The sequence below is a fragment of the Nonomuraea sp. NPDC050310 genome (assembly GCF_040655795.1).
Classification (GTDB): Bacteria; Actinomycetota; Actinomycetes; order Streptosporangiales; family Streptosporangiaceae; genus Nonomuraea.
Map to the genome: position 1 here is coordinate 200,095 of NZ_JBFAKP010000002.1, position 11,984 is coordinate 212,078.

The window sequence follows — 11,984 nt, forward strand, 5'->3', positions numbered from 1 at the left end:
CTGGCTCGTATGACGAGCCAGCCTGCCCAGCCTTCGCAGCCGGTGGTGCCGCCCACCTGCTACCGGCACACCGACCGCGAGACCTGGGTCCGCTGCCAGCGCTGTGACCGGCCGATCTGCCCCGACTGCATGCGCGACGCCGCGGTCGGCTTCCAGTGCCCCGACTGCGTGGCCGAAGGCAACCGAGGGGTACGGCAGGCGCGCTCCACCTTCGGCGGCGGCGTGGTGACCAAGCCGATCGTGACCTACGCGATCATCGGCCTCATCGCGCTCATGTTCGCCGGCCAGTACCTCACCAACGACGCGCTCACCGGCGAGCTGGCGATGAACGTCGTCGCGGTGGCCGGGCTGGGCGAGTACTACCGCCTGATCACCAGCGCGTTCCTGCACTTCGGCGTCATCCACATCCTGTTCAACGGCTACGCCGTCTACGCCATCGGCCCCTACCTGGAGCGGGCCTTCGGGCATGTGCGCTTCGCCGCGCTCTACCTGCTCAGCGCGCTGGGCGGCGGCGTGCTGAGCTACTGGCTCGACCCGGCCAACGTGTGGAGCGCCGGCGCGTCGGGCGCGGTCTACGGCCTGTTCGCCGCGGTCTTCGTGGTCGGCCGCAAGCTCAACATGGACGTGCGAGGCGTGGTCGTCCTGATCGCCATCAACCTGGCGATCACCTTCCTGCCGCGGCTCATCCCCGGTGGCCTGTTCGGGGTACAGCTCAGCTGGACGGCGCACGTCGGCGGTCTGATCACCGGCGCGCTCGTCTCGGCGGCGCTGGCCTACGCCCCCCGGAACCGCCGCACAGTGGTGCAGACCGTAGCTCTCGTGGGGACGCTGGCCGTCCTCGTCGTCCTCGTCATCCTCAGGACCGCACAGCTTGTGGGCTGACATCCCCAGGGTGTGGAAAAACTTGTGGAAAGAACTAACGCCAGCGGGTGGAAAGCACCACACCGAAGATGATGAAAGCGAACCCGATGCCGAGATTCCAGTTCTGGAGGTCGGTCATGAGGGGCACGTCGACACCCGCGACGTTCGTGACGTAGAACACCGCGATCCACAGGATGCCGATGATCCAACAGGCCACCATGGTCGGCGCCAGCCAGCGGGGGCTGAGCTTGACCTCTTTGGCCTTCTGCGGCGGCGTGTAGACCGCCTTCTTGCGCGAACTCGACTTGGGCACGGGTAACTCCTGCTGAGGGCCTGGGCTTCCGGATCGTCCAAGGCTCTTTGTTAAGCGTAGTTGAAGCCTGGCCAAGGATAGTCGCCACGCGCATGTCGTGGCGATCCCGTGGAGCTGCAGTTTCTAGGGTGGAGCCCGTGAGAGCGTTCCTGCGGGCCTTCGGCGAGCTGAGCATCACGGCCGGGCTCGTGCTGATGCTCTTCTGCGCGTACCTGCTGTGGGGAACCAGTTCCTACACCCTTCGCCAGCAGGCCCTGCTGCAGCAGGAACTGCGCGAGGACGCCGACGGCGGCGACCGGAAGCTCGACAAGATCAAGCTCGGCAAGGCCATCGCCCTGCTGAAGATCCCCAGGCTGGGCCGCGAGTACCAGTACGCCGTCGTCGAGGGCGTCGACGCCGACCACCTCAAGCGCGGCCCCGGCCACTACCCGGGCAGCGCGCTCCCCGGCGAGGTGGGCAACTTCGTCCTGTCCGGGCACCGCACCACCTACGCCGCGCCCTTCAACGAGCTCGACCGGCTCGAACGCGACGACGAGATCGTCGTCGAGGCCCGTGAGGCGCGCTACACCTACCGGGTCACCTCCCAGGAGATCGTCGAGCCGGACGAGGTCGAGGTGCTGGCCCCGGTGCCGCGCAAGCCGGGCCTGCGGCCGATCCGCGCGATGATCACGCTCTCCACCTGCCACCCCGAGTACTCGGCGGCGCAGCGGCTGATCGTGTACGGCGTGCTCAAGAACACCGAGGCGAGGAAGGTCTGACCATGTACGGCTGGCTCTGGCGGCGGCTCCCCGGCGGGTTCACCCTGCGGCTGCTCCTGGCCGGGGCGCTGGCCCTCGGCGCGGGAGCCGTACTCTGGTATTTCGTCTTTCCGCTACTCGAACCGGCGATCTCGCTGGATGAGGTGACCGTCCGACAGTGAGCCCCCGTGTGCTGGTCGTGGACAACCACGACAGCTTCGTCCACACCATCGTGCAGTACCTGCGCCAGCTCGGCGCCGACTGCGACGTACGGCCGCGTGACGTGGTGGCCGTGCACGACGCGGACGGCTTCGACGGCGTGCTGGTCAGCCCCGGCCCCGGCACCCCCGAGGCGGCCGGGGTGAGCGTGCCCCTCGTCCACCACGCCATCGAGCACGGGCAGCCGCTCCTGGGCGTCTGTCTCGGCCACCAGGCCATCGCGGTGGCCCTCGGCGGCACCGTCGGCCGGGCGCCCGAGCTGATGCACGGCCGCACCAGCGAGATCAGCCACGACGGCCACGGCGTCTTCCGCACGCTCCCCAACCCGGTGCGGATGACGCGCTACCACTCGCTGGCCGTACAGCCCGCCACCGTGCCGCAGGAGCTCCAGGTGACCTCCCAGACCCCCGACGGCACCATCATGGGCCTCAGACACCGTACGGCGCCCGTGGAGGGCATCCAGTTCCATCCGGAGTCGATCCTGTCCGACCACGGGCACCGGCTGCTGGCGAACTGGCTCGACGAGATCCTGTAACGCCGGCGCGACTCGCACCGACATCCAAGTGACGTCCCCGCCATCGCCCCCGAGTGGCGGGGACGTTCCATGTCCGGGACACGGCGACAAGGCGACACGGCGAAGCCCCCGGGGGCCGTCCCCCGGGGGCTTCGCCGGTGCTCTACGGCCGGTGATCAGCCGCCCTGGTCCTCAGGGTTCTCCTCGGTCGGCACCTCGTTCGGATCCGTCGGCTCCTCGGTGGGATCCGGATCGTCGGTCGGGCCGAGCGTCGGCTCCTCCGTCGGCTGCTCGGGGCCGGACGAGACGATGATCGTCACGGTGCCCTTCGGCGGCAGCTTGGTGCCGGGCGGCGGGTTCTGCTGCATGACCGTGCCGAAGGCGATGACGTCGCTCGGCTGCTCGACGATCCGGGCCTTGAAGCCGGCGCGCTTGATCTCCGCAGCCGCCTCGTCCTTGGTCCAGCCCTGCACGTCCGGCACCTCGGCCCGCGCGAACGGCACGAACAGGGTGACCGTGCCGCCCTCCTCGACCTCCTCGCCCGCCTTGGGATCGGTGTCGAAGACCTTGCCCTCGGCCTTGCTGGAGTTCTTCTGCTGGATCTGCGCCTTCAGCCCGGCCGCGTCGAGGATCGACTTGGCCTCGTCGGCGGACTTGCCGACCAGCCCCTCCGGCACCGCGATCTTCTTCGCGCCCTTGGAGACGACGAGCTTCACCTCGGCGCCCTTGTCCAGCTCGGTGCCGTCCTTGGGGTCGGTGCTGATGACCATCCCCTCCTCGTACTCGGCGCTGAAGTCCTCGGTCTCGGTGTACTTCAGCCCCGCGGAGTCGAGCTCGGTGCGCGCGTCCTTGATGGTCATCCCCACGACCGCGGGAACCTTCACCTTGCTCGCCGCCGGGTCGGCGCCGCCGCCCGAGCGGTCCACCAGGAAGAAGTAGCCGACGCCGATGAACGCGCCGATGATGAGCAGCGGCACCAGGATCCAGGCGAGCGTCTTGGCGACCTTGCCGCCGCCACCGCCGCCGCCGGCCGCGCGCCTGCGCCCACCCCGGCCGCCGCCGCCCTCGTCGTACTCGTAGGCGGGGATGGCCGAGGTGCGCTGCGTCGAGGGACCGCCCTGCGTCGAGGTCATCATCCGGGTGCCGGAGGAGGCCAGCGCCATGGTCTGCGCCTCGGTCTGCTGCCCGGACATGGCGCGCGCGATGTCGGCGCGCATCTCGGCGGCGCTCTGGTAGCGGTGCGCCGGGTCCTTGGCCATCGCCTTCAGCACGATCGCGTCGGCCCACTTGGGGATCTCGGGGTCGATCTGCGACGGCGGGATCGGCTCCTCGCGCACGTGCTGGTAGGCGATCGCGACGGGGGAGTCGCCGGTGAACGGCGGCTGCCCGGTCAGCAGCTCGTACAGCACGCAGCCGGTGGAGTAGATGTCGCTGCGGGCGTCGACGCGCTCGCCGCGCGCCTGCTCGGGTGAGAGGTACTGGGCGGTCCCTATGACCTGCGCGGTCTGCGTCATCGTCGCGGCCGAGTCGGCCATCGCGCGGGCGATGCCGAAGTCCATCACCTTGACGTCGCCCGCCCGCGTGATCATCACGTTGGCCGGCTTGATGTCGCGGTGCACGATGCCGCCGCGGTGGCTGTAGTCGAGCGCCCGCAGGATGCCGTCGACCAGCTCCACCGCGCGCTCGGGCATCAGCCGGCGGTCCTGGCGCAACAGGTCGCGCAGCGTGCGGCCGTCGACGTACTCCATCACGATGTACGGCACGGGCGCACCCTCGGCGGTGTCCTCGCCGGTGTCGTAGACGGCCACGACCGCGGGGTGGTTCAGCGACGCCGCCGACTGCGCCTCACGGCGGAAGCGAGCCTGGAAGGTGTGGTCGCGCGCAAGATCCGACCTCAGTGTCTTGATCGCGACAATGCGGTCCAGCCGGATGTCCCTGGCGCGGTAGACCTCGGCCATGCCGCCGCGCCCGACGACTCCGTCGAGCTCGTAGCGACCTCCGAGTAGCCGAGGCTGAGTCATTTCCTGCACTGTCCCTTACCGTTCATCTTGGGTACCGGCTTTACGCACCGGTGTCCATCATCGGCCCCGCGCCGCATCAAGTCTCACCCTTCCGGCGGATTTGTGTCGCCCGGGTCCGGGGAGTCCGACGGTGCCGGTGTGGTCGGCGTCGATGTGGGGGTTGTGGTTGGTGTGCGAGTCGGGGTTCGGGTCGGGGTCGGGCTCGACGTCGTCGGTTTCCGCGTGGGCGAAGCCGTCTTGCTTACGGTAGCTGACGGTGAGGTTACCGGTTTCGTCGGCGTGACCGGAACCGGCGACGGGCGCCGGGTCGAGGGCTTCTTCTTCGTCGGCTTCACCGAAGGCTTGCTGGTCACGCGTTCGGTCGGGTCGGCCACGCTGGGTGGCGGGCCGCTGTTGAGCGTGATCACCGCGACCGTGCCGAGGCCCACCGCCGCCGCCGCGCCCGCCGTGGCCACCAGCACCGTGGTGCGCCGCCGCCGTCGCGAACGGAACCGCGTCGTGGGCACCGGCTCGACGAGGTCGCCGTCGGTCTCGGCCGTGCCGTACGCGCCCGTGGACCCGGCCGGTACGGCGGAGCCGTACGAGCCGGTGGGTACGGCGGAGCCGTACGAGCCGGTGGGTACGGCGGAGCCGTACGAGCCGGTGGCGCGCCCGACGCGGAAGCCCGACGGGTCGGTCAGCATGCTGAGCTCGGTGACCGGAGCCGCGGCCCCCGCCAGCGTCTCGCGCAGCACACCCGCCCGGTCGGCCAGCTCGGCCGCAGTGGCCGGCCGCCGCTCGGGGTCCTTGGACAGCAGCCGCATGACCAGGTCACGCACCGGCGCCGGCACGTCGGCCCCCAGCGGGGGCGGCGGCTCGTTGAGGTGCAGCAGCGCGATGGCCACCTGCGTCTCGGCGACGAAGGGCGCCCGCCCGGACAGGCACTCGTAGGCGACGACGCCCAGCGAGTACAGGTCGGTGGACGGGGTGAGCGGCAACCCCTGGGCCTGCTCGGGGCTGACGTACTGGGCGGTGCCGAGCACGGTGCCGGTCATGGTGACCGAGGGCGACTCCATGGCACGGGCGATGCCGAAGTCGGTGACCTTGATGGCGCCCTCGGGGGTGACCAGCAGGTTGCCCGGCTTGATGTCACGGTGGATGATCCCGGCCGAGTGCGCCGAGTGCAGCGCCCGCGCGGTCTGCTGGAGCACGTCGAGCGTGACCTCGGCGCCGAGCGCGCCGTGCCGGGCGAGGATGGCCGAGAGCGACTCGCCCTGGACCAGCTCCATCACCAGGTAGGCCAGGTCGCTCTGCTCGCCGTAGTCGAAGACCTGCGCGATGCCGGGGTGGGTGAGGCCCGCGGTGATGCGGGCCTCGTTGCGGAAGCGGGCCACCCAGCCGGCCGGGCCGTGGTCGGCGCCGGAACCCGGGCCGTCCTTGCGCAGCAGCTTGACGGCGACCTCGCGGCCGAGCAGCTCGTCGCGGGCACGCCAGACCTCGCCCATGCCGCCCCGCGCGATGCGGGACACCATGACGTAGCGTCCGCCGAGCTGCGTCGTCACTTGCCGAGCACCGCTTCCAGCACGGCCTTGGCGATGGGCGCGGCCACGCCGCCACCGGTGGCCTCGTCGCCGACGCGGGCGGCGCCCGACTCGACGATGACGGCGAGCGAGACGTTCTCCGCGAAGCCGATGAACCACGCGTGCGGCGCCTGGCCCTGGGCCGTCTCGGCGGTGCCGGTCTTGCCGCCGACCTGCACGCCGGGCACCTGCGCGGCGCGGGCGGTGCCGTTGGCGACGACGCTGATCATCATCTCGCGCAGCTTCCGGGCGCTGTCGGGGCTCATCGCCTCGGAGAGCTCCTGCGGGTCGGCCGCCTCGATCTCGTCGTTCTTGGCGTCGGTGATCTTGTTCACCAGGTAGGGCCGCATGACCGTGCCGTCGTTGTTGATGCCCGCGGCGATCAGGGCCATCTGCAGTGGCGTCATCTGGTTGCTGCGCTGGCCGATGGAGGCCTGGGCGATGGCCGCCGGGTCCTCCTTCGGGCCGATGGAGCTCTTGGCCACCGCCATCGGGATGCTGAGCGGCTCACCCACGCCGAACTTCTGCGCCTGCTCGGCCATGCGCTCGTACCCGAGGTCGAGGCCGATCTTGCCGAACGGGGTGTTGCAGGACTTCTCCAGCGCGTACACCATCGGCACGTTGCCGCCACCGCACGCCGAGCCGCCGTAGTTGGGCAGGTCGGCGGTGGTGTTGGGCAGGTCGAGCTTGGTCGGCGCGTCGACGGTGGTGTTGCCGTCGCGGCTGCTGTCGTCCTCCAGCCACGCGGCCGTGGTGACCACCTTGAAGGTGGAGCCGGGCGCGTAGGTGCGGTCGATGTTGCGGTTGAGCAGCGGCTGCGACTTGTCCTTGGCCAGCTCGTCGTACCGCTTGAACACCGGGCCCTTCTCGGGCTTGGACAGCTCGGCCGGGTCGTAGGTGGGCAGCGACACCATGGCCAGGATCGCCCCGGTCTTGGAGTCGAGCGCCACCACCGCGCCGCGCTTGCCGCTCTGGCGCAGCGCGTCGTAGGCCGCCTTCTGCGCCTTCGGGTTGATCGTCACGTCGACGTTGGCGCCGCGGGTCGGCTCGCCGGTGAACAGGTCGATGCTCCGGCGCAGCAGCAGGTCGGCGCTGGAGCCGTTGAGCAGCTTGTTCTCCGAGCGCTCGATCTGCGACTCGCTCTCCGGCGAGAAGAAGCCGGTGACGTGCGCGTAGAGCACGCCTTCCGGGTACTCCCGCAGGTAGCGGAAGGCGCCCTGCTTCTTCTCCACCGACTGGGCGAGGATGACCTTCCCGCCCGCGGTGATGCGGCCGCGCTCGACCGCGTACCGGTCGTAGTAGTTGCGCTTGTTGCGGGCGTCGGGCTTGAGGTCCTCGGCCCTGACCGCCTGCAGGTAGTTCACGTTGATCATGAGAAGCGCGAACATGGCCAGGCAGGCCACGGCCACGCGCTTGAGGGTGCCGTTCATCGCTGGAACACCTGCGTCAATCCTTCGTTCTGGATCGCCTGGGGTGGGGGGCGCCGGGCGGCATCCGACATGCGTACCAGCAGCGCGATAAGGATCCAGTTAGCCAGGAGCGCGGAGCCGCCCTGCGACATGAAGGGGGTGACCAGGCCGGTCAGCGGGATGAGGTTGGTCACGCCGCCGACGATGATGAAGACCTGCCAGGCCAGGATGAACGACAGGCCGCCGGCCAGCAGCTTGGTGAAGGGGTCGCGGGCCGAGAGCGAGGTGCGCAGGCCGCGCTCGACGATCAGTGCGTAGATCATCAGCAGCGCCATGAGCCCGGTCAGGCCCAGCTCCTCGCCGGTGGCGGCGAAGATGAAGTCGGAGAAGGCCAGCGGGATCAGGTCGGGGTGGCCCTGGCCGAGCCCGGTGCCGAGGATGCCGCCGTAGGACATCCCGAACAGGCCCTCCATGAGCTGCCCGCTGCCGCCGATCTTGTCGAAGAGCGCCGGGTTCTCCGGGTCGAGGAAGACCTCGAAGCGCTGCTGCACGTGGTTGAAGATGCTGCCGGCCAGAACCGCGCCGCCCACGAAGAGCAGGATGCCGATGATCACCCACGAGCTGCGCTGGGTGGCGATGTAGAGCATCGCGATGAAGGCCCCGAACAGCAGCAGCGACGAGCCGAGGTCCTTCTGCATGACCAGGATGCCGATGCTGATGCCCCACAGGATGAGGATCGGCCCGAGGTCGCGCACGCGCGGCAGGTCGATGAAGAGCAGCCGCCGCCCGGCCAGCGCCAGCACGTCGCGCTTGGCGACCAGATAGCCGGCGAAGAAGATCACCAGGGCGAGCTTGGCGAACTCGGCGGGCTGGATGGAGCCCAGGCCCGGGATGCCGATCCAGATCCGCGCGCCGTTGATCTCCTGTCCGAGCCCCGGGATCAACGGGGAGATGAGCAGGAAGAGGCCGGCGGCGCCCATGGTGTAGGTCAGCCGTTGCAGAACCCGGTGGTCGCGCAGGAAGATCAGGGTGAGGCTGAACAGGGCGACCCCGACGAAGGTCCACATCAACTGCGTGGTGGGGTTGGACAGCTCGCCGGTCTTCGAGTCGGACTCCGACAGCCGGTAGATCATCACCAGGCCGAGCCCGTTGACCAGGGTCACCAGCGGCAGGATCAGCGGATCCGCCCAGGGCGCCCACTTGGCCAGCACCAGATAGGCGGCGAGCATGAGCCCGCCGAGGCCGAGACCGTAGGTGAGCATGCCCGAGGGCACCTGGTCGTGCATGGCCAGGCCGACGTTGGCATAGGCCCCCATGACGATCAGCACGGCGACGGCCAGCATGACCAACTGCGCGACCCGCCGTTTGGCGGGCATGGGGACGGGGGCTACCACCAAGTCGGTCACCTACCGGATTTCTTCGGGGTCGAGGAGACGGACGGCGTGGGGGAGGCGGAGGGCTTGACCGCCGTGGTGAAGGTCAGCGTGTTCACCTTCTCCAGGCCCTCGTCGACGCTGTCGACCGGGATGCCGTCCACGACTGAGGCCTTCTGCGCGTCGGAGAGCTCGTTCAGGTTGCGCCCGGTGCCGCGCTCCAGGGAGTACAGCTTGAACGGCCCGAGCTCGGTCTGGATGCCGCGGAAGACCACCACCTGGTTGCCCTCGGCGCCGACGAAGAAGTTCTCCTGGGTCTTGTTGTAGGCGAAGTAGCCGCCCACGCCGACGGCCACGACCAGCGCGGTGACCAGCACCGGCCACATCCGGCGACGACGGACCGCCGCGGGAGCGGGGTCGTAGTCGTCATCGGTGAGGATCGGTTGGGGAGCGGTCACCGCGCTCACTCGCCCCGGCGGGCCGCCCTGGTTGCTGCTCCGCAGCCGGTTCATGCCGGCCGCGCCCACCACGGCCGCCTCGTGCGGCACCTGGTAGCCGTCGGTCAGCTCCACGACGTCGGCCACGACACAGGTGATGTTGTCGGGGCCGCCGCCGCGGTTGGCCAGGTCGATGAGCTGGCGGACCGCCTCGTCCGGGTCGTCGAGGTTGGTCAGGGTCGAGTGCAGCGTCTCGGCGCTCACGACGCCCGACAGCCCGTCGGAGCACAGCAGGTAGCGGTCGCCGATCTGGGCCTCGCGCAACGCCAGGTCGGGCCGTACCTCCTCGCTGCCGTCGAGCGCCTTCAGCAGGATCGACCGCTGCGGATGCGTCGCGGCCTCCTCCGGCGTGATGCGGCCGTCGTCGACGAGCTGCTGCACGAGGGTGTGGTCGTGGGTGATCTGGTACAGCTCGCCACGGCGCAGCAGGTAGGCCCGCGAGTCGCCGACGTGCACCAGCGCGACCTGCGTGCCGTTCCACAACATGGCGGTCAGGGTGGTGCCCATGCCCTTGAGCGTGGGATCCCGTCCGACCATCTCGTGCAGCTTGCGATTGGCGTCGTGAACCGCTGTCTCGATGGCGTCGAGCAGGTCAGAACCCCCGGGGGCCTCTTCCAGGGAGGCCATGGCGGCGATGGCGACCGAGCTGGCCACCTCGCCGTGTGCGTGCCCGCCCATGCCGTCCGCGACGGCGAGCAGGCGGCCGCTGGCATACGCCGAGTCCTCGTTCCCCTCGCGGAGGAGGCCGACGTCCGAGCGGGCTGCGTAGCGGAGTGCGATGGTCATTTGCGCAATTCAATGACTGTCTTGCCGACCCGGATCGGAACTCCGAGCGGCACGGGGGTTGGGCGGGTCACTTTCGAGCGGTCGAGGTACGTGCCGTTCGTCGATCCAAGATCTTCCACGATCCACTGACCGTCCTGGGGAAAGAGCCGCGCGTGCCGGCTGGAGGCGTAGTCGTCGTTGACTACCAGCGTCGCGTCGGTGGCTCTGCCGATGGTTATGGGCGCTTCTGAGAGGGTGATGGTGGTTCCCTGCAGGGGGCCGCCGGTCACGACGAGCTGCTTGGGCTCGCCCTTCTTGGGCTTGGCCACCGGCTTGGGCGCCTTGGGTGCTTTACGGGGTGCCGCGGCGGGAGCCGTACGGGAGCCGAACAGATCCGTGCGGATCACACCGACTGCGGCAATGACGAAGAACCACAGCACCGCCAGGAAGGCGAGCCGGATCAGCAGCAGCGTGAGCTCGGACATGGACCGTTTGTCTACCCCTAATCGCGCCGGAACACCAGAGTCGTACGCCCCAACGTCACCCGAGTGCCGTTTTGGAGTTCGATTCTGCGTACCGGCTGGCCATTGACGAAGGTGCCGTTCGTGGAGCCGAGATCGACGAGGACCACCAGAGGGCCTTCGACGCGCAGCTCCGCGTGGTGGCGCGAGACGCCTGGATCGACCAGGCGAAGATCGCAGTCGGTGCCGCGGCCGAGCAGCGTCACCGGGGTCGTGAGCTCGTAGGAGCGGTCGCCCTGCGGGTCGTCCTGGGTCGAGACCAGGAGCCGTGGACGGCCGCCGAAGGCGTGCGAGCGGGCGGGCGGCAGATCACTGGCCGGCTGCCGGATCTCGTCCTGCTCCACCGTGGCGCCACGGATGACGCCGGAGCGGATGCGGAAGAGCCCGACGGCCAGATCCGCCGCGGTCTCGAAACGGACCCTGACCGGTCCCACGAAGGAATAACCCTGCTCCTTCGCGTACTCCCGGGCGAGCTCGGCCAGCTCGTGGCTGATGCTGTCGGCGTAGACCTCCAACCGCTCGCTGTCGGTCGTGGACAGCTCGACCACGAAGTCGTTGGGCACGAGCGTGCGTCCCTGAGCCACGATCGCCGCGCGCTCGTCCATTTCACGCTGGACGGCGCTGGCAACCTCGACCGGCTGCAGGTCTGACTTGAACGCCCGCGCAAAGGCCCCCTCAACCAAGCCTTCGAGCCTTCGCTCGAAGCGCTGAAGGACTCCCACCGGGTGTACCTCCCTCTCGTGCAAGCAGAGGCCATTTTGAAGTGCCCGCGACTGGCACACCGCCTCCTCCACGGCTGCGGTGACCCTGTTCCTCCGCTTCCGTGTCTGATGCGATCGTATCCGGGTTCAGTACTACCGGCAGTTCCGTGCTACTGTTTCTCCGCACCCAACAAAGGGCGGGTGGCGGAACGGCAGACGCGCACGGTTCAGGTCCGTGTGTCCGAAAGGACGTGAGGGTTCAAATCCCTCCTCGCCCACTTCGAGTCACCACAGTGACGAAAGAGGCCCCGGCTCGCAAGAGCCGGGGCTCTTTTCGTTTGGCGACATTCTCGGCGGTACGGCTCGCGCTCCGCACGGAGACGGTAGGCCTCGCCCCTTGCAGGCCGCTTGCCACCCACTTGCCGGGGTTCGCTCAGAGCGAACACCCCTCAGGCGTGTCCCCTCGCGATCGATGAGCCGGCTGCTCGCCGGCC

12 protein-coding genes and 1 tRNA gene are annotated in these 11,984 nt (G+C 69.4%); 5 read left to right on the forward strand and 8 right to left on the reverse strand.

The window, feature by feature from the left end; genetic code table 11:
* The first annotated feature begins 9 nt into the window (after nt 1–9).
* Nucleotides 10–882 carry a rhomboid family intramembrane serine protease gene (locus AB0I67_RS07070; RefSeq protein ID WP_357918943.1) on the forward strand — a complete coding sequence of 291 codons (873 nt, stop codon included), beginning with the start codon at nt 10–12 and terminating at the stop codon, nt 880–882.
* A gap of 34 nt (nt 883–916) precedes the next feature.
* On the opposite strand, the gene AB0I67_RS07075 is transcribed toward AB0I67_RS07070, so the two are convergent.
* Nucleotides 917–1,174, reverse strand: coding sequence for a cell division protein CrgA (locus tag AB0I67_RS07075; protein ID WP_357918945.1), 258 nt, complete (start codon nt 1,172–1,174; stop codon nt 917–919).
* Nucleotides 1,175–1,311: 137 nt separating this feature from the next.
* Between AB0I67_RS07075 and AB0I67_RS07080 the strand changes: the two genes are divergently transcribed.
* Genes AB0I67_RS07080 through AB0I67_RS07090 form a run of 3 tightly spaced genes read left to right on the forward strand, consistent with a single transcriptional unit; the run spans nt 1,312 to nt 2,665 of the window.
* Nucleotides 1,312–1,932 carry a class E sortase gene (locus tag AB0I67_RS07080; protein WP_357918948.1) on the forward strand — a complete coding sequence of 207 codons (621 nt, stop codon included), beginning with the start codon at nt 1,312–1,314 and terminating at the stop codon, nt 1,930–1,932.
* Between the two features lie 2 nt (nt 1,933–1,934).
* On the forward strand, nt 1,935–2,093 hold the full coding sequence (locus tag AB0I67_RS07085; RefSeq protein WP_357918951.1) for a hypothetical protein: 159 nt from the start codon (nt 1,935–1,937) through the stop codon (nt 2,091–2,093).
* On the forward strand, nt 2,090–2,665 hold the full coding sequence (locus AB0I67_RS07090) for a gamma-glutamyl-gamma-aminobutyrate hydrolase family protein (RefSeq protein WP_357918954.1): 576 nt from the start codon (nt 2,090–2,092) through the stop codon (nt 2,663–2,665). The genes AB0I67_RS07085 and AB0I67_RS07090 overlap by 4 nt, the downstream gene beginning before the upstream one ends.
* 155 nt (nt 2,666–2,820) lie before the next feature.
* On the opposite strand, the gene pknB is transcribed toward AB0I67_RS07090, so the two are convergent.
* From pknB to AB0I67_RS07125, 7 genes are all read right to left on the reverse strand, one after another.
* On the reverse strand, nt 2,821–4,665 hold the full coding sequence (pknB, locus tag AB0I67_RS07095) for a Stk1 family PASTA domain-containing Ser/Thr kinase (protein ID WP_357918957.1): 1,845 nt from the start codon (nt 4,663–4,665) through the stop codon (nt 2,821–2,823).
* Nucleotides 4,666–4,748: 83 nt separating this feature from the next.
* Nucleotides 4,749–6,206, reverse strand: coding sequence for a serine/threonine-protein kinase (locus AB0I67_RS07100; protein ID WP_357918960.1), 1,458 nt, complete (start codon nt 6,204–6,206; stop codon nt 4,749–4,751).
* Complete coding sequence (locus tag AB0I67_RS07105; protein WP_357918963.1) at nt 6,203–7,654, reverse strand: penicillin-binding protein 2; 1,452 nt, start codon at nt 7,652–7,654, stop codon at nt 6,203–6,205. The genes AB0I67_RS07100 and AB0I67_RS07105 overlap by 4 nt, the downstream gene beginning before the upstream one ends.
* Nucleotides 7,651–9,009, reverse strand: coding sequence for an FtsW/RodA/SpoVE family cell cycle protein (locus AB0I67_RS07110; protein ID WP_357920372.1), 1,359 nt, complete (start codon nt 9,007–9,009; stop codon nt 7,651–7,653). The genes AB0I67_RS07105 and AB0I67_RS07110 overlap by 4 nt, the downstream gene beginning before the upstream one ends.
* Nucleotides 9,010–9,035: 26 nt before the next feature.
* Complete coding sequence (locus tag AB0I67_RS07115) at nt 9,036–10,289, reverse strand: Stp1/IreP family PP2C-type Ser/Thr phosphatase (protein ID WP_357918966.1); 1,254 nt, start codon at nt 10,287–10,289, stop codon at nt 9,036–9,038.
* On the reverse strand, nt 10,286–10,753 hold the full coding sequence (locus AB0I67_RS07120) for an FHA domain-containing protein (protein WP_357918969.1): 468 nt from the start codon (nt 10,751–10,753) through the stop codon (nt 10,286–10,288). Before AB0I67_RS07120 ends, AB0I67_RS07115 begins: the two co-directional genes overlap by 4 nt.
* Before the next feature lie 17 nt (nt 10,754–10,770).
* Nucleotides 10,771–11,511 carry a DUF3662 and FHA domain-containing protein gene (locus AB0I67_RS07125; RefSeq protein WP_357918973.1) on the reverse strand — a complete coding sequence of 247 codons (741 nt, stop codon included), beginning with the start codon at nt 11,509–11,511 and terminating at the stop codon, nt 10,771–10,773.
* 174 nt (nt 11,512–11,685) lie between these two features.
* Between AB0I67_RS07125 and AB0I67_RS07130 the strand changes: the two genes are divergently transcribed.
* Nucleotides 11,686–11,768: transfer RNA gene (locus tag AB0I67_RS07130), tRNA-Leu, on the forward strand.
* Nucleotides 11,769–11,984 lie beyond the last annotated feature (216 nt).

What these genes read in the sequence shown, in the direction of transcription:
- AB0I67_RS07070 (WP_357918943.1), top strand. Translation starts at nt 10, where the DNA reads ATGACGAGCCAGCCTGCCCAGCCTTCGCAGCCGGTGGTGCCGCCCACC.
- AB0I67_RS07085 (WP_357918951.1), top strand. Translation starts at nt 1,935, where the DNA reads ATGTACGGCTGGCTCTGGCGGCGGCTCCCCGGCGGGTTCACCCTGCGG.
- pknB (WP_357918957.1), bottom strand. Translation starts at nt 4,665, where the DNA reads ATGACTCAGCCTCGGCTACTCGGAGGTCGCTACGAGCTCGACGGAGTC.
- AB0I67_RS07105 (WP_357918963.1), bottom strand. Translation starts at nt 7,654, where the DNA reads ATGAACGGCACCCTCAAGCGCGTGGCCGTGGCCTGCCTGGCCATGTTC.
- AB0I67_RS07110 (WP_357920372.1), bottom strand. Translation starts at nt 9,009, where the DNA reads ATGCCCGCCAAACGGCGGGTCGCGCAGTTGGTCATGCTGGCCGTCGCC.
- AB0I67_RS07115 (WP_357918966.1), bottom strand. Translation starts at nt 10,289, where the DNA reads ATGACCATCGCACTCCGCTACGCAGCCCGCTCGGACGTCGGCCTCCTC.
- AB0I67_RS07120 (WP_357918969.1), bottom strand. Translation starts at nt 10,753, where the DNA reads ATGTCCGAGCTCACGCTGCTGCTGATCCGGCTCGCCTTCCTGGCGGTG.